The 16591-nt window shown below is 65.1% G+C and carries 16 protein-coding genes, 1 pseudogene and 1 riboswitch; of the genes and pseudogenes, 7 read left to right on the top strand and 10 right to left on the bottom strand.

What is annotated here, in order from left to right; genetic code table 11:
- Positions 1–14: 14 nt before the first annotated feature.
- The 5 genes from GTH22_RS19280 to GTH22_RS19260 form a co-directional block, all read right to left on the bottom strand.
- Positions 15–1523, bottom strand: a complete 1509-nt coding sequence (locus GTH22_RS19280; protein WP_252947211.1) for a tripartite tricarboxylate transporter permease — start codon at positions 1521–1523, stop codon at positions 15–17.
- A gap of 10 nt (positions 1524–1533) precedes the next feature.
- Positions 1534–1947 (bottom strand): tripartite tricarboxylate transporter TctB family protein, encoded by a 414-nt coding sequence (locus tag GTH22_RS19275; RefSeq protein WP_252947210.1) that lies wholly within the window; start codon positions 1945–1947, stop codon positions 1534–1536.
- A 143-nt stretch (positions 1948–2090) separates the two neighbouring features.
- Positions 2091–3056 (bottom strand): tripartite tricarboxylate transporter substrate binding protein, encoded by a 966-nt coding sequence (locus GTH22_RS19270; protein WP_252947209.1) that lies wholly within the window; start codon positions 3054–3056, stop codon positions 2091–2093.
- Positions 3057–3212: 156 nt separating this feature from the next.
- Positions 3213–4343 carry a fumarylacetoacetate hydrolase family protein gene (locus GTH22_RS19265; RefSeq protein ID WP_252947208.1) on the bottom strand — a complete coding sequence of 377 codons (1131 nt, stop codon included), beginning with the start codon at positions 4341–4343 and terminating at the stop codon, positions 3213–3215.
- Positions 4340–5779 carry an FAD-binding oxidoreductase gene (locus tag GTH22_RS19260; protein ID WP_252947207.1) on the bottom strand — a complete coding sequence of 480 codons (1440 nt, stop codon included), beginning with the start codon at positions 5777–5779 and terminating at the stop codon, positions 4340–4342. Before GTH22_RS19260 ends, GTH22_RS19265 begins: the two co-directional genes overlap by 4 nt.
- A 148-nt stretch (positions 5780–5927) precedes the next feature.
- Here GTH22_RS19260 and GTH22_RS19255 point away from each other — a divergent pair, with 148 nt between their 5' ends.
- Entirely contained in the window at positions 5928–6662 is a 735-nt protein-coding gene (locus tag GTH22_RS19255) for an FCD domain-containing protein (RefSeq protein ID WP_252947206.1), read from the top strand.
- 126 nt (positions 6663–6788) lie between these two features.
- Here GTH22_RS19255 and GTH22_RS19250 read toward each other — a convergent pair whose 3' ends face one another.
- A complete protein-coding gene (locus tag GTH22_RS19250) occupies positions 6789–7661 on the bottom strand; it encodes a LysR family transcriptional regulator (RefSeq protein ID WP_252947205.1) in 873 nt (290 codons plus the stop codon).
- Between the two features lie 109 nt (positions 7662–7770).
- Between GTH22_RS19250 and GTH22_RS19245 the strand changes: the two genes are divergently transcribed.
- The 5 genes and pseudogenes from GTH22_RS19245 to GTH22_RS19225 all read left to right on the top strand — a co-directional run bounded on the left by GTH22_RS19245 (position 7771) and on the right by GTH22_RS19225 (position 11822).
- The gene (locus GTH22_RS19245; RefSeq protein ID WP_252947204.1) at positions 7771–8952 is read left to right on the top strand and encodes an MFS transporter; all 1182 of its coding nucleotides are present in this window, start codon (positions 7771–7773) and stop codon (positions 8950–8952) included.
- A gap of 54 nt (positions 8953–9006) precedes the next feature.
- Positions 9007–9831 (top strand): aldo/keto reductase, encoded by an 825-nt coding sequence (locus tag GTH22_RS19240; RefSeq protein ID WP_252947203.1) that lies wholly within the window; start codon positions 9007–9009, stop codon positions 9829–9831.
- 274 nt (positions 9832–10105) lie between these two features.
- Positions 10106–10408 (top strand): annotated as a pseudogene (locus GTH22_RS19235) (IS3 family transposase); the annotation flags it as partial.
- A gap of 29 nt (positions 10409–10437) precedes the next feature.
- Positions 10438–11088 carry an isochorismatase family protein gene (locus GTH22_RS19230; protein WP_252947202.1) on the top strand — a complete coding sequence of 217 codons (651 nt, stop codon included), beginning with the start codon at positions 10438–10440 and terminating at the stop codon, positions 11086–11088.
- On the top strand, positions 11085–11822 hold the full coding sequence (locus tag GTH22_RS19225; protein ID WP_252947201.1) for an SDR family NAD(P)-dependent oxidoreductase: 738 nt from the start codon (positions 11085–11087) through the stop codon (positions 11820–11822). The genes GTH22_RS19230 and GTH22_RS19225 overlap by 4 nt, the downstream gene beginning before the upstream one ends.
- A gap of 191 nt (positions 11823–12013) precedes the next feature.
- Here the strand turns inward: GTH22_RS19225 and GTH22_RS19220 are convergent, their stop codons facing one another.
- From GTH22_RS19220 to GTH22_RS19205, 4 genes are all read right to left on the bottom strand, one after another.
- Positions 12014–12994, bottom strand: a complete 981-nt coding sequence (locus GTH22_RS19220) for an ABC transporter substrate-binding protein (RefSeq protein WP_252947200.1) — start codon at positions 12992–12994, stop codon at positions 12014–12016.
- A complete protein-coding gene (locus GTH22_RS19215; protein ID WP_252947199.1) occupies positions 12991–13731 on the bottom strand; it encodes an ABC transporter ATP-binding protein in 741 nt (246 codons plus the stop codon). The genes GTH22_RS19220 and GTH22_RS19215 overlap by 4 nt, the downstream gene beginning before the upstream one ends.
- Positions 13718–14482, bottom strand: coding sequence for an ABC transporter permease (locus GTH22_RS19210; RefSeq protein WP_252947198.1), 765 nt, complete (start codon positions 14480–14482; stop codon positions 13718–13720). The genes GTH22_RS19215 and GTH22_RS19210 overlap by 14 nt, the downstream gene beginning before the upstream one ends.
- A 52-nt stretch (positions 14483–14534) precedes the next feature.
- Complete coding sequence (locus tag GTH22_RS19205) at positions 14535–15146, bottom strand: Ykof family thiamine-binding protein (RefSeq protein WP_252947197.1); 612 nt, start codon at positions 15144–15146, stop codon at positions 14535–14537.
- A riboswitch (TPP riboswitch) is annotated at positions 15137–15243 on the bottom strand. (Overlaps the previous gene by 10 nt.)
- A 295-nt stretch (positions 15244–15538) precedes the next feature.
- Between GTH22_RS19205 and nadA the strand changes: the two genes are divergently transcribed.
- Positions 15539–16591, top strand: a complete 1053-nt coding sequence (gene nadA / locus GTH22_RS19200; RefSeq protein ID WP_252947196.1) for a quinolinate synthase NadA — start codon at positions 15539–15541, stop codon at positions 16589–16591.

Genomic DNA, 16591 nt, shown 5'->3' with positions numbered 1-16591 from the left:
CCGACCGGCCAATCTTACGTTCTGGCGGCGCGAACTCTGACCCTGTTCACCACCGCTCCGGCGACGCCCATCACGACCAAAGCGCAGATCACCGAAATTAGCGTTACGCTAATCGGGCTTGAAAGGAAAATCCACGGATCGCCGTTTGAGATATCGAACGAACGGCGGATGCTGCTTTCGAGCCTCGGGGTGAGCACGAAGGCGAGCACGAGGGGTGCGATGGGGTATTCGGCCACCTTGAGATAGTAGGCGGCGATGCCAACGGTCAGCATGAGCCAGACATCGAACATGCTGCCGTTGACGCTATAGGCCCCGAACACGCAGACAGTGGCGATGACCGGGATCAGCACCGAGATCGGAATGCGCAGGATCTGCATGAGGAAGGGGATGATCAGCATCGCCGCGATCACGGCCATGACGGTGCCGATATACATCGACGAGATCAGCCCCCAAACGAAGTCAGGCCGGGTGGTAAAGAGCAGTGGGCCGGGTTGAAGGCCCCACATCATCAGGCCACCGAGAAGCACCGCCGACGTGCCCGAGCCCGGAATGCCGAGCGACAGGAGCGGCGCGAAGGAGCCGGCGGCGGCACCGTTGTTGCCCGCCTCCGATGCCGCCACGCCCTCGACCACGCCCTTGCCCATCTGGTCGCCGTTGCGGCCGATCTTGCGCTGGAAGACGTAGGAGAGAAAGGCACCGGTTGTGGCCCCTGCCCCCGGCAGGATGCCGACAAAGGTGCCGATCAGCCCGGAGCGCAGGCTGAGCGGCACGAGACGCGCCACCTGCTTGCGGCCCGGAATCGACTCCCGCAGCGGGATCTGCCTTGGCCCCTCGCCCGGCTTCGGACGATCCGTCATCATCTCAAGCAGCTGACTGAAGCCGAACATGCCTATGACAAGTGGAATGAAGGACACCCCGTTGAGCAGGTGCATGGAGCCGCCGGTAAAGCGCGCGTGCCCGAAGGTGGAGCCGATACCCACGACCGCCAGCAGGATGCCCAGCATTGTGGCGATCAGCCCCTTGGCCACGTTGTCGCCTAGCATCCAGCCGATCGAGCAGAGGGCCAGCAGGATGAGTGCTGCAGTTTCGGGCGGGCCAAACATCAGCCCGATCTCGGCGAGCAGCGGCCCCATGAAAGAGAGCGCGATGATCCCCACCGTGCCGCCGATGAAGGAGGCGAGATTGGCCGCGAAGAGCGCCTGCCCGCCCTCGCCGCGCTTGGCCATCGGGTAGCCATCCAGCGCGGTCATCACAGCCGGCGCGTCACCCGGAATGTTCAACAGGATGGCGCTGTAGGCGCCGCCGAACATGCACCCGTAGTAGAGCGCCGCCAGCAGGATGACGGCGGTGGTCGGGTCCATCCCGAAGGTAAGTGGCAGCAGGAGCGCGATACCGGTCACCGAGCCGAGCCCCGGAATGGCGCCTACGATGATGCCCAAGGCAGCCCCAATAAGGGCCGCACTCAGGTTTCCGAGCGACAGGGAGGTGGCGAAGCCGTTCTGTAGTGCAATCAGCGTGTCCATGTCGGGAACCTCAGAGGAGTTTTTCGAGAAGGCTCGGCGGGAATTGCACCCGCAGCCACACGTCGAAGATCAGCGTGGTCAGGAGCGCCGTTGCTGCGGCGACCAGCAGCGAGCGCAGCCATGGCGCGCCCTCGACCAGCTTCAGCCATCCCAGCACGAACAGCGCCATGGCGGGGATCATTCCTACGAGCGGGATGCAAAGGATTGCGGCGAGTATGGCGATGATCGGCGCGTGGTTTCTGAGCTGGACCCGGCCCTTGATCTGGCCGGGGCGCATCAGCTCGAAGGCGGCAAGCAGCACGGTGCCCGCACCGAATACGGCCGGGAAGAAGCCGGCACCGGGGCCACGGTCCATCCAGAAGCCGTATTTGAACAGGCCGAACCCGAGGAAGAGCGCCCCGAAGCAGAGGCAGGCGAGGGCCACGGCGGATGCAAAGAGAGACCGCGCTGGGCGCGGTTCAACGGAAGTCGACACGATCTGTCTCCTGGAAAGCGGGCAATGCCCGTTGCGACGACGGGCGGCGGGTCGGCGGGCGGCGACAGGTGTTGCGCCGCCCACCCTATCGGTCAGTTGACGAAGCCCACGGCTTCGAGCAGGCGCTGGTACTTCTCCGCCTCGCGGGCGTAGAACTCGGCGCTGTCGGCCGCGCCGATAAAGCGCCCGATCAGGCCTTTGTCAGCAATGTATTCCTGCTGCCAGGTCTCGGTTTCATAGGCTTCTTTCAGGGCGTTCTCCCAATAGGCCACGGCCTCGGCGGGCATGTTGGGCGGGCCGACGTAGCCGCGGAACAGGCTGATGGCCACATCTGCATAGCCCATCTCCCCGAAAGTTTCGGTGGCTTCGAACGGCGCGGCGAGGCGCTCTTCGGAGAAGGCCCCGAGGGGATGCGCCCGCCCGGCCTCGACCTGCTGGCCGATTTCGCTGGGGTTGAAGATGGCCGCGTCCACGTGACCGCCGAGAAGCGCCGACAGAACGTCACCGCCGCCGTCGAAGGGCACGTATTGCAGCTCGGCATCGACGCTGTCGTTCAGCATGGTGAAGACGAGGTGATCCTCGCTGCCGCGCGACACGCCGCCGATGGTGACGCTGTTGGGCTCCTTGGCGGCTGCTTCGACGAGCGCTGCGAAATCGGCGTAGTCCTCCGTGCTGCGGGTCACGAGCAGCAGCGTGTCGAGTGTCAGGGTGCCGAGTGGCGTGAGGTGTTCGAGTTGGACCGCCGCATTGTTGGAGATCGAGCTCATCATCTGGCCGGACACATAGGTCTGGATGGTATTCGGGTCGCCGTCCTTGCTGAAGGTATAGGTGTTGCCCACCGCGCCGGAGCCGCCGGGTTTGTTCAGCACAACCACGTTGGCGTCCACGATGCCATGCTTCCGCCAGGCTTCGACAAGCAGGCGGGCGTTCACATCGCTCCCGCCACCGGCGCTGTAGGGCACCACGAATTCAACGGTGCCCTCAGGCTCCCACGCCTGCGCCTGGGTGCCCATCATCAGTGCGACGGATGCCGCCAAGAGCGTTTTGAAGTGTTTCAAGCTGTCCTCCCTTGCTTGAGACCGAACAGAGGCTCTGTCGGTTTTGCATACCATATTTTTGTCATTACGTTCAGGTCAATCTAAATTAAACTACTAAATTCCGCTATTTAGATTCTAGATGACATTTTGGCATTCCAAATTGCGTGGCACAACAGCCTAGAGGAGCGCACGCTGCGCGAGGTTGCGCATCAGGTGACTCGGCCCAAACGTCCAAGGTGGGCACTCGGTGGAAAGGTTCACCGTGTTGCGCAAGACGCCGAGCCTCTCCGACCTGATCTCGACCACATCGCCCAGCTTGTGCGTGAAGCCCTGCCCCGGAGTGTCGCGGTCCTCGGTCGGGGCAAAGAGTGTTCCCAGAAACAGCGCGAAACCGTCGGGATACTGGTGATGCGGCCCCACCGTCTGGCGCACCAGGTCGAGCGGGTCGCGGCTGATGCGGGTCATGTCGGAGCGGCCCTCAAGGACGAAGCCATCGGTTCCGGTCACCCGCAGCCCCACCCCGGCCTCACGGATATCGTCTATCCCGAAAGCGCCATCAAAGAGCCGCAGCATCGGGCCGATCGCGCAGGAGCCATTGTTATCCTTTGCCTTCGATAGCAGCAGGGCCGAGCGGCCCTCGACGTCGCGCAGGTTCACATCGTTGCCCAGGGTCGCGCCGACCACGCGCCCGGTCGAGGCGACCGCGAGAACCACCTCGGGCTCGGGGTTGTTCCAGCGTGACATCGGGTGCAGGCCGATCTCGGCCAGATGCCCGACCGAAGAAAGCACCTGGGCCTTGGAGAACACTTCGGCATCCGGCCCGATACCGACTTCGAGGTATTGGCTCCAGAGGCCCTCGGCGATCAGGGCCTCCTTGATCCGGCCCGCCTCGACGGAGCCGGGCGCGAAGTTGCGCAGGGAGTTTCCGATGGTCTCGCCCACGCGGCGCCGGATGGCCTCGGCGCGGCTCGGGTCGCCTGCGGCCTTCTCTTCGATGACGCGCTCCACCATAGAGCCCGCGAAGGTGACGCCACAGGCTTTCACGGCCTGAAAGTCGATGGGCGCAAGGGGGCGCCAGGTTGAGCTTTCGGCAAAGATCTGATCCAGCGCGCCGATATCAGTGCCAGATGCACCCCTGACATACGCCGCCGGGTCTTCCATTTCACAGATGTCACGCACGGTGGGCGCGGCGCGGGATGTGATATCAAGCACCCTGCCCTCACGCACAGTGACCACGGAAGGGCCGGAGACCTCGGGGTTCCAGACACGGCCAAGCCAGCAGCCAGCGCCTTCGAGTTCAAACGTCATGCGTGTTCTCCTTCATGATCTCGCCGCACCGGAAACAGGCAGCCCGGGTTGAGTCGATTGTCAGGATCGAGCCGCGCTTTTACCGTCTCAGCCAACCGCAGCACCTCGGGCGCGCGATCCGCGTAGAGCGCGGAAAGGCGCTCGCGTCCGATTCCGTGTTCGGCGCTAAGCGACCCGTCAAAACTGCGGACGACCTCGTACATGCGCGTTCTCGCCTTGCCGACAGCCGTGGTGAAGGCGGCCTGCCCTGTTCCCTCGGGAGGCAAGACGTTGAAATGCACATTGCCGTCGCCCATGTGGCCGTAAGCCAGCGAGATCCAGCCCGGTAGTTCGCGCTCCACAACCAGTTCCAGCGCATTCACCAGCTGGGCCACGCGCGACAGCGGCACCGAGAAATCCGTTCGCATATGCCGACCTCGCGCCGCCTGCGCCTCGACCATCGCCTCGCGGAGCAACCACAACTCCTGCCGCTGACTATCGCTTGTGGCCACCACGCCATCCAGCACCCGGCCGTCACCCATCGCCTCTTCCAGCAGGCCCATGAGCAGCGCATCGAGGTCGATCGGCCCGGACGCCGAGATCTCCAGCAAGACGTAGTAGGGGTGCCGTGCTTCAAGTGGGTCGCGCAGGCTCTCTACATGCTCGGTGGCCAGGTCGATGGCGGCACCGGGCATGAACTCGAAGGCGGAGAGCAGGTCGGAGCAATGTGCTCGCGCATCGGAGGCGAAGGCCACGATCTCAGGGAGGCCCTCGAAGGCGAGCAGCGCGGTCTGGCGTCGGGTGTTGCGCGGGGAGAGTCGCAGGCTGGCGGCTGTCACCACGCCGAGCGCTCCCTCGGTGCCGATGAAGAGCTGATGCAGCGCGAGGCCCCGGTTGTCCTTGGCGAGGGAAGAGAGCGTGTCGACCACCGTCCCATCGGCCAGCACCACCTCTAGGCCGAGCACGAGGTTGCGGGTCATGCCGTAGCGCAGCACGTTCAACCCGCCAGCGTTGGCCGCGATTGCACCACCGATCTGCGCCGTGCCTTGCGCGCCGAAGGCGAGCGGGAACAGGCGGCCCACCTCCTCTGCCGCGCTGCGCGCTTCCTCCACGGTCAGGCCGGCCTCGACCTGCATGACCATGTCTGTCGGCTCGATGCTGCGGATCGCCCGCATCCGGCCGAGGTTCAGCAAGATATCGCGCCCGCCGGTTGCGCTGGTGCCCGCAACGAGGCCGGTGTTGCCGCCTTGGGGGACCACGGCCAACCCGTGCGCCCCGGCGAAACGGATCACGGCGGAGACCTCGGCCGTTGATGCGGGGCGCACCACGCAGAGCGGATCGGCAAGGTTGTCTCCCGACCAGTCGCGCACGTAGCGCGCCGTATCCGCCGGTTCGACCAGCACGTGGCGGTCGCCCACCAGCTCCGCCAATCCGGCCACGATTCCACGCTTATCCATAAGGCTCCTCCGCTGTTCGCCGGAGGTGCTGATATCAGCTTTGCCCTATTTGTCCAACAATCATATTATCGGAAAACAGTATCCTGCCCGTGGGCGGGTCTGCTATCCCACCCCAAACGCCCTGCCGGGCGGACCAAAAGCGCAGGACGTGGAACAGTTGACCACCAAGTTTGTCGTAGAACGCCCCACCGGGCTGCCGGACCGCATTGCAGACAAGCTCGTGGAGCAGATCGCATCGGGCGCGCTGGCGGAGGGGCAGGTATTGCCCACGGAGACAGAGCTTGCCCGGAGTTTCGGAGTCAGCCGGAATGTGGTGCGCGAGGCCATCGCAAGGCTTCGATATGAGGGCATCCTTGATAGCCGGCAGGGACGCGGCGCGGTGGTGTGCCCGCAAGACGAGCGCCTGACCTTTCGGATCGACGGCAACGGGCTGGGCGACAGCGAAAACCTCGGTGACCTCTTCGAACTGCGTGGGGTGCTGGAAATCGAGATCGCAGGGATCGCCGCGATGCGCCGGACCGACGCCGACCTTGCCGAACTGCACTCGGCGCTCTCTGACCTCGCCGAAACACCGTTTTTCGATGAGGCCAAGCTCGAGGCCGATGCGCGCTTTCACCGGGCCCTCGCGAGTGCGACCGGCAACACCTATCTGATGGGACTTTCCACCTACATATCGTTCCGGCTGAAAGGAACGACGCGCGACACCGCCGCGGTTTACACCTCTGACGATTTGGCCAAGCGCACGCTCGACGAACATCGCGGCATTCTCGGCCATGTCGAAGCACAGGACCGATCCGGCGCGCGGGAGGCCATGCGCCATCACATTCACAGTGCCGCTGAACGCCTTGGCGTTACCCTGCGCGATGGTGGGCTTGGGCAGTAGCCGCACCAGGGACAGGTTTGGCGCAGACAGCGGTTGCGAGGCCAGGAGTGCCTGGGGAAGAACGCATCCCCACCGCGGGAACCTTCCTCCAGTGCAACAGGGCGCTGCCCCCTGGATCAACGTCGCTCACAACAGGCCGCCGACCCAATCGAGAAAGACGGCGAGGCGGCGCAGGCCGGCGGTTGGGGTGAGATAGAGGGCGGTGATGTCGAGGGGTTCGGCCTCCAGCTCCTGCGGGAACAACTCGACGAGACGGCCCGCTGCGAGGTCTTCGGCGACCATGAAGTCCGAAAAGCGGGCGATCCCGAGGCCGCCCAGCACGAGGCGCCGAGCCGCCTCGCCATTGCCCGCGACAACCGAGGCCGGGAGAGAAAGTGGCCCGGTGATCCCCTTGAACCGCAGGCTGTTGATATGGTCGGGCGCTGCAAAGCGCACTTGCTCCAGCCCCGTCAGATCTTGTGGGGAAGACGGCCAGCCAGCGCGGTCGAGGTAACCCGGCGCTGCCACCAGTTTCCACGGGGTCCGCCCCAGCTTGCGATGCAGCATGTCGCTGTCTGGAATCGGCCCGAAGCGGATCGCGACATCGGCATGGGAGCCGATCAGGTCCACGAGGCTGTCGGTCATGTCGAGCGTCAACTGAACCTCGGGATAGGCCGCGTGAAACTCGGAGAGCCGCGGGGCGATGGCGTGCAGCACGAAGGGCACCGGCGCGTTGACCCGCAGCGGCCCGCGCGGGCGACGACTGCTGGCGGCAAGGTCGCTCAGCGCCTCGGTGCGGGCGAGGATTCCGCGCGCCGCATCCAGAAGATCGCGCCCCTCGGGGGTCAGCTCGATCGACCGGGTGGTACGGCGCAGCAGGGTCAGACCAAGCAGGTCCTCCAGCCGCGTCACCGTGCGGCTGAGGGTCGACGGGGCCATGCCGAGGCGCCGCCCCGCTTCGGCAAAGCCGCCGTCCTCCACCACGGCGACAAAGGCGGCGAGATCGCGGGTTTGGGGCAATTCGTGCGTGCGGCGCAAAAGTCCATTCCGAAACTGTTCATTCACGCAAAGGCTAAGACCTGCCATCTGGGCTGTCGACCCCAAACGCCCAACCGCAGGAGACCGGGCCATGCCACTTGCCTTATGGGCGCTGACCATCAGCGCCTTTGCCGTCGGAACCACCGAGTTCGTGATCGTCGGCCTCATCCCCACCATTGCCACCGATCTTGGCGTTTCACTTCCAAGTGCGGGGCTGCTCGTCAGCCTCTATGCGCTTGGCGTGACCATCGGCGCGCCGGTGCTGACCGCCCTTGCCGGGCGGATGCCCCGCAAGACGCTGCTGCTGGCGCTTCTGACACTGTTCATTGCCGGCAACGCCTTTGCGGCTTTTGCGCCGGGCTACGGCAGCCTGATCGCCGCCCGCTTCGCTACGGGCCTCGCCCATGGCGTTTTCTTCGCCATCGCATCGACCATCGCGACCGATCTGGTTGACCGCGAGAAGGAAAACTCGGCCATCGCCACGGTTTTCTTTGGCCTCACGGTCGCGCTTGTGACCGGTGTGCCGCTTGGCACGTGGATCGGACAGACCCTTGGCTGGCAGTCGACCTTCCTCGGTGTGGTGGCCCTTGGGTTCATCGGCCTTGTGGCCAGCGCGCTGCTGGTGCCCGGAAATCTCAGCCGCCCCGCCCCGGCCAGCCTGAGCGCCCAGGCCCGCGTGCTGACCTCGCCGCGGCTCTTGCTGGTCTACCTCATCACGGCTGTGGGCTACGGCGGCAACTTCATCACCTTCACCTATCTGGCCCCGATGTTGACGGATGTGACCGGCCTTTCTGCCGGATCGGTCGGCCTTGTCATCCTGCTCTATGGAGCGTCGGTGGCGGCGGGCAACATTCTGGGCGGCAGACTGGCCGACCGGACCGGGCCTATTCCGGCGCTGACGCTGATCTTCACCGGCCTTGCAGTCCTTCTGGGGGTGCTAGGGCTGGCGATAAACTCTCCGGTCTGGGCGATTGCCGTCGTAGCACTTTGGGGTGGCTTCGCCTTTGCCAACGTGCCGCCATTGCAGGCCTACACGGTCGCCACGGCACGTCAGGTTGCGCCTGAAGCGGTGGCGGTGGCCTCGGGGCTGAACATCGGCGCCTTCAACCTCGGCATCGCGTTCGGCTCGTGGGGCGGCGGCCATGTGGTCGAAGAAATGGGGCTTGCCGCCACGCCCTTCGTGGGGGCCGCCGTTGTTGCCATTGGCATCGTGTTGACCCGTCTGGCAGCGCGCCTCGACGCACCGAAAACCGACCCTGTTCCGGCAGAGTAATCACTAACTTCGGGGGCCAAGGCTCCCACTCCCAACCTCAAGGAAACACATATCATGACCATCCGAAACATCGGCCCGGCCGGCATTCCGAACCTCGGCCTTGGCACCTTCCGCATGGAGCCGGGCAAGGCGCGCGACATCGTTGCCGCAGCATTGTCCGAGGGCTATCGCCACATCGACACCGCGCAGGCCTATGGTAACGAGGCCGAGGTCGGCAAAGGCATCCACTCCTCGGGCGTGCCGCGCGATCAGATCTTTCTCACCACCAAGATCCTGCCACGGGATTTTGCCGCCGCCGATTTCCGCACGGCGACAGAAGCCTCGCTGACCGCGCTTGGGCTCGACCATATCGACCTGATGCTGCTGCATTGGCCGTCGAAAGAGGTGCCGCTTTCCGAGACCCTGCCGGTGCTGGACGCGCTGATCGACGAAGGCAAGGTGCGGTTTGGCGGCGTGTCGAACTTCACCATCGCTCAGGTGGAGGAGGCCCGCAGCATCCTGCGCGCACCTATTGCCGCGAACCAGGTGGAGCTGCATCCCTTCATCGACCAGTCGAAGCTGCTGCCCTACCTCGAGGCGCAGGGCATCCCGGTCGAGGCCTATGCGCCGCTGGCGCAGGGTGGCGTGATGACCGAGCCTGTGTTGCAGCAGATCGCCGAAGCCCACGGCACCACACCCGCCGCCATCGCGGTGGCGTGGGTGCTGCACAAGCCCAACGGGATCGCAATACCGAAGACCGCAAAGGCGGAGCGACTTGCTGGCAACCTTGCGGCGGCGGAGGTCACCCTGACAGCGGAAGAGATCGATCGGATCGATGGCCTGTCGCGGCGCGATGGTCGCATCGTGTCGCCTGACGGGCTGGCGCCCGAATGGGACTGAACCCTGCAGGGGTGCCTTGGAGCACCCCCAACTGCCTTGTTCGGTTTGGAAGATGACCAGAAAATCGTTGTCGTTATCGTCGCAAAACTGCCAGCCTTCAGACCAAATTTACATCACCCTTCATGAGGTCATCATACGCGAGGGTTTGGGTGTTCGGGCCGATTTGGTCATCATGAGGGCCAGTGTGGCGAGCAAAGGCGCAGACGTCGGAATGAGCACCCTGAATAGCTCGATGTATCTTGGACGCCTTCTTCGCTAATTTTGAGGCAAGGTGTCTAGGATGAGCAGCCAGTTCACCAGCATGGACTGGACGGCGTTCCTGCGGACCCACAATCTGGAGCAATCGATGAGCCGCCACGGAAACTGCCACGACAATGCGGTTGCCGAGAGCTTCTTCAAACTGCTCAAGCGCGAGCGGATCAGGCGACGGACCTACCGAACTCGCGAGGAGGCAAGGCGGGACGTGTTCGACTATATCGAGATGTTTTACAACCCGAAGCGCAAGCACGCCCGGAATGGACTGCTGTCACCCTTCGACTTCGAGCGGCTGCAGAAACTGAGACAGGAAGGCGTCTAAGAAACGCGGGGCTATTCAGAGCGGCACGCATGTCTGATGATCTTCAAGCCAACTATTCGGCGGCCTACTCCAACAAGGCCGGTTACGGCAAACGCCCCGGGCTGGTGCTGATCGACTTCGCGCAGGCCTATTATGACCCCGACAACGTGCTTTATGCGGGCGTCGATGAAGCGCTGGCCTCGGCACTCCGGGTGCGTGAGGCGGCTCATGCCGCCGGCGTGCCGGTGATCCTCACCGAGGTGAGCTATCAGAAGGGTCTTGGCGGCAAGGATGGCGGACGCTTCTTCGAGAAGGCCCTGCCGCTCAAGGCCTTCATGGAAGGCGAGCGCAGCGGCGGCTTCGTGGAGGGGCTGGTGCCGCGCGAGGATGAGTTGATCGTGACGAAGCAATATCCGTCCGCGTTTTTCGGCACCTCCCTTGCCTCCACGCTCACAGCCGCCGGCCATGACAGCGTGATCCTCACCGGGCTCACCACCTCGGGCTGCGTGCGGGCCAGTTGCGTTGACTCCATGTCATACGGCTTCAAGACCATCGTGGTGGCCGAGGCATGCGGCGACCGGCACGCCGGTCCGCATGAGGCCAACCTGTTCGACATGAACGCTAAATATGCCGACGTGGTCTCGGAAGCCGATATTCTCGCCTATCTCGCCAGCCTCGACGGCAAGGGCGCGGCGGCATGAGCGCAAGGCGGATTGCGCTGCTCGGCGGCGCGGGCGGGATTGGCCGGGTTCTGGCGGCCGAGCTTTTGGCCGCGGGCGATGAGGTGTTGACCCTCGACTTGCTGGCCTCGCTCGAACGCCACGGCATCTCCGGGGGAGTCGAGATTGACGTGACCGACGAGGCCTCGGTCGATCGGGCCTTCAGCAAGCTCGGCACTGCGCTCGATGGGTTCGTGAACCTAGCAGGCTACAACACTGAGCTGACCCCTTTGGGCGAGATGGACCCCGGCTACTTTGACGAGATCATCTCGGCAAACCTGCGGGGCGCCTTTCTTGCGGCCCGCGCCGCCGCGCCCCTTCTTGCAAGGGCCGAGGGGGGCGAACTGGGCAGCATGATCATGATCACCTCCGGCCTCGCCTCGCATGTGAGGCCCGGCTACGGAGCCTATTCGGCCTCGAAGGCCGCCGTGATTGCCATGACCAAGACCCTGGCCTTGGAGCTCGCGCCGAAGGTCCGGGTCAACGCCGTTGCACCCGGACTGGTGGACACGGCCTTTTTGCGGGGCGGCACCGGGCGGTCTGCCGAGGATGCAGAGAGCATCGTCAACCTCGACTCCTACAAGGCGATCACACCGCTGGACCGCATTGCGCAGCCGGCTGACATTACCGGCCCGATCCGATTTCTGCTCGGGCCCGACAGCAGCTTCATGAGCGGACAGGTGCTTTGGGTGAATGGCGGCGGCTACATGCCCTGACTTTTGGCTAAGGGGAGCCGCCGTCGGCGCTGGACGGGAGCAAGATTGGCGCGTAACGCGGCAATCCTTGCTGGGTGGCAGCGGTTGGCAACGCGAAAAGCGCTGCCCGAAGGTCTTGCCCTCGTGCAGCGCTCTCGCGGCCTTGGTCACCAGCGGGTCATGCGCCCTGACCCTGGTTCAGAACCCTGCGGTCACTTCGTCATCCAGCCTTGATCATACCAGCTCGACACATCGCCCGGCCATGTGAGCGCTGCGCCGCCCGGTCCTTTCAACACGCCGCTGTCGAAGAGGAAGCGGGCCATGCCGGAAAACCGCTCGGGGTCGATCTTGCCGACCGGGATGGTGCCGGATTTGATATAGGCGCCCTCGGCCAGCGCCGCCATCGAGGCGCGCACCAGTTCGGGGTTCTGGAAGTCCCCTGTCCCGATCAGGATGTCGGCGGCCTCGGCGGGGTGATCGGCAGCCCAGGCATAGCCCTGCTGGGTGGCTTTCATGAAGGCGGCGATCTGCTCGAGAGATTCGGCCAGCATGGCCGAGGTGGTGCCGATGTAGCCATTCTGCTGGTCGGGCACTCCGTAGTCGGCATAGGTGAAATGCTTCTGCTCGCGCCCGAGCAACTCGCCATTCACCCCTTCCCATGTGGCAACCTCCAGCGTGAAATCCACCGCGCCGCTGGCCAGCGCCTCATAGGCGCCGGTGCCCATGGTGACGGTGTCATACTCCGCCGTGCCGCCATCGGCCTCGATCATGGTGGAGATCAGCGCATCCTCCCAGGCGGAGCCGAAGCCCGCGTAGATCTTGCCTTCAAGGTCGGCAGGGCGGGTGATTTCTGTATTGCTGGCATTATACACCAACCGCCCGTTCTCGCGCTGCATGCTGGCCCAGAGCGCCACGATATCGGCTCCGGCGGCCTTGGCGCTCATGAAGCCGAGCGAGGTCATATAGGCAAAATCCGCCGCCCCGGCGGCGAGGACGGCGGTGGAGGCACTGTCGGAATAGGGCAGAAGCTCCACCTCCAGCCCGGCCTCGGCGTAAAAGCCCTTCTCCTGCGCCACGACAAGGCCGATGTGGTTGGTGTTCAGCGTCCAGTCGAGCGCGATGGTCACGCTCTCCTGCGCCTGCGCCGCCACGGGCAGCGCGAGGCAGGTGGCAAGGATCGGAAGCAGTTTCATGGGGTGTCCTCCAGAAGCAGGGATTTGAGCAGCGACCGGGTCTCGGCCAGGCTGGCCTCGGTGCGGGCGCTGCGGGGCGTGGTGAGCGGGATGTCGGCCACGATCCGCCCCGGGCGGGCGGACATGACGAGCAGGCGGTCGGCCATCTGGGTGGCCTCGTAAAGATCATGCGTCACCATCAGCACGCCGCGCGGGCGCTCGGCGAGGCGGTCGCAGAGCCAGTCCTGCATCCGCAGGCGAGTGACGGCATCGAGGGCGGAGAAGGGTTCATCAAGCAGCAGAAAGCGGCTCTCCTGCACCATGGTGCGCAGGAAGGTGGCGCGCTGGCGCATTCCGCCGGAGAGCTGGTCAGGGAAGCTGGCCTCGTGCCCTGCAAGGCCGAAGGGCGCGAAGAGGGGCAGCACGCGGGCACGGGCGGCGCGGCGGGAAAGGCCGCCAAGCTCGAGGCCAAGAGCCGCGTTCTCTGCGATGGTGAGCCATGGAAAGAGCGTGTCTTGCTGGGGCTGGTAGGCCAGCGCCGGGTTTGGGGCCGCAAGCGGCGCGCCCGCAAGGCTGGCCCTGCCGGTGGCGGCGAGCTCGGCGGGCAGAACCCCGGCAAGCCACTTGATGATGGAGCTCTTGCCGCAGCCCGAGGGGCCGATCAGGCAGGTGATCGCGCCTTCCGAGAGGCCGAGCGTGGTCTCCTCCACCAGCAGGCTCTCGCCCGCCCGGATCGCCAGCCCCTCAACCCGCAGCATCGACAGCCCTCCGGTAGCGCCGCCCTGTGGCGCGGTCGATCAGGTGGAGCAGGCCCAGCAGCAGCAGGGTCAGCGTGGCCGAAAGCACCACGGCGGCCAGCACGAGGTCGGCGCGGAAGTTGTTCTTGGCGGTGAGGATGTAGATGCCGAGGCCCTGCCGAGCGCCGGCGTATTCGGCAAAGATCGTGGCGACGATGGCATAGGTGGCCGAGATCCGCAGACCGTTGAAGAAGTGAGGTCTAGCGACGGGCAGAGCTGCACGGCGGAAGACCTGCCCCCGCCCTGCCCCCATGGAGGCAAGCTGGTCGCGGTAGGCCTGCGGCACCCGGGCATATCCGGCCATGAGGCTGACCAGCACGGGAAAGAACGTGACGAGGATCACCAGCAGCACCTTGGGCAGCAACCCGAAGCCGAACCAGAGCACCATCAGCGGGGCCAGCGCGACGATGGGCACGGTCTGGCTGGCGACCAACAGCGGAAACAGCCCGCGCCGCAACCAAGGGATGAAGTGCAGCGCGACCGAGGTGGCGAAGGCGAAGCTGACCGAGAGGCTGAAGCCGAGCGCCGCCACGCCGAGGGTGGCCGCCGCGTGGCCCGCGAGCGCGGAGCGGTTGACCCAGAGGCCAAGCGCCACGTCGGACGGCGCGGGCAGGATCAGCGGAGAAACAGCAGCGAGCGTGCAGTAAATCTGCCATGCCGCGAGAAAGGCGGCAGCGAGGCACAGGCTTGGCAGGGCACGGGTGATCGGCATCGGAAGGGTCCGCAATAGGGGCTTGGGCGCGCCGCCCGAAGGCGGCAGCGGCTCAGCGCAGGCTGGGGCTGTTGGCCGAGGCGGTCAGGTCGATAGTGACATGCCCCTCCGCCGGACCGAACCGCAGGAAGGCCTGCCGGATCGTCTCGAAAACTGCCCCCGCATCACCGCGCAGCCGGGTGCAGAAGTTCTTGGACTTCAGGAAAGTGCCGGACTGCTTGAGAAAGTCGATGCAGCCATAGATCTCGTCCATATGCCGGTCCTGCCCGAGCACGTAGAGCGAGAATTGCACATCAATCCCCACGCCCTTTTCGGGTGCGGCCCTCACCGCTTCCAGCGCCAGCGCCTTGCGCTCGTCCAGCCCCAGCGACTGCGCCGTCACCAGCGCCTCGCAGTGGCAGGAGGGGTCATCCGGCTCGCCGGGGCAGCCGCGCGACAGGGTGACATGCATGGTCACATGCTCGGGCCGCCGGGCGGACTCGGAAAAGAGATCGCGGATCGCATCGAGCAGCGCTTCGGGCGCGCCGACCATGAGGGTCGACATATCGTCGGTCTCGATCCGCAGCTTGTCTTCGTAGGGGGAAAGGGCCTTGAGGCCGGTCATGATGACATCCACGAAATCGGACGTCATCGGATAGAGCGACACTTGCGCGCCAATGAACATGATATCCTCGCTCCGCTGGCATTACCCAGATCAGCTTTGAAGGGTTCACGCAGGCTTGCGCATCTCAGCCCCGACCGGAGCACCCCTGGTTGATGGCGCGAAGGTCGGGGAGCGGGGGGCGATTGTCAAGCGCTGGTCGTTCAGCCCTTCATCGGGGTGAGAAACGGCGCATTGGCGCTCCTCGGCGAAAGGCGGCGCCGGGACTGCTCGCGCTTTCTGTCGCCAGTCGGTCGCGGGATAATGTTAGCGTCGGACATCCGGATTCCGCCGCCGGGTTGAACTTGCCCTTGGGTCACACAACCCCTAGAACGCCGGCATCGCTCACTTGGCGCGCAGCCTCGCGCGTTTCCCGCCGCTCCGGCAGGCAGACCAGACCTGAGGAACACCAGCACTTGCTCGACCAGATCGCTTTGCGCGCCGAACTCGCCGATCACTACGATCTCGCCCCCTCCACCGAAATCGCCTCCGCCAATGCCGACCTCTACGCCCGAATGGAGCGCGTTGTGTCGCCGCCGGACTGGGCGATTTTCGCGCCCTATGTCGCGGCGATCAACCGGCTGAAGAAGGAGCGCGACGCGGTCATCCTCGCGCACAACTACATGACGCCCGAGATCTACCACGGCATCGCCGACGTTGTAGGCGACAGCCTGCAACTGGCGATCGAGGCGACCAAGGTCGAGGCGCAGGTGATCGTGCAATGCGGCGTGCATTTCATGGCCGAAACCTCGAAAATCCTGAACCCCGCCAAAACGGTTCTGATACCCGACATGGAGGCCGGCTGCTCGCTGGCCGAAAGCATCACCGCCGAGGGCATCGCCGAGATGCGCCGCCAGTATCCCGGCGCGCCGGTGGTGAGCTACGTCAACACCACCGCCGAGGTGAAGGCGGCCTCCGATATCTGCTGCACCTCCTCCAACGCTGCGCAGATCGTGGCGGCGCAGGAGAGCGATACGGTAATCATGACGCCCGACAAATACCTCGCGCAAAACGTGGCGAAGCAGGTGCCGCAAAAACGGGTCGTCTGGTGGGACGGGGCCTGCATCGTGCATGAGCGCTTCACGGCGCAGGACCTGCGCGATTTCCGCAGCTACAGCCCCGACACCCGCATCATCGCCCACCCCGAATGCCCGCCCGACGTGGTGGCCGAGGCGGATTTCTCCGGCTCGACCAGCGGCATAATCGACTATGTCACCCGCGAGCGCCCCGGCAAGGCCATGCTGGTGACAGAATGCTCGATGGCCTCGAACATCTCCGACGCGCTGCCCGAGGTCGATTTCGTCGGCCCTTGCAACATGTGCCCCTACATGAAGAAGATCACGCTCGAGAAGGTGCTCTGGTCGCTGCACAGCATGGAGGGCGCGGTGGAGGTCGACGAGGCCGTGGCCGCCAGGGCGCGGGTGGCCGTGCAACGGATGATCGACCTCTCCGCCCGGCTGGCCGGTTGA

The sequence above is a fragment of the Oceanicola sp. 502str15 genome (genome assembly GCF_024105635.1).
Taxonomy (GTDB): domain Bacteria; phylum Pseudomonadota; class Alphaproteobacteria; order Rhodobacterales; family Rhodobacteraceae; genus Vannielia.
The sequence above is the reverse complement of the archived record's forward strand: the minus strand, read 5'-3'. Positions and strand labels throughout refer to the sequence as shown.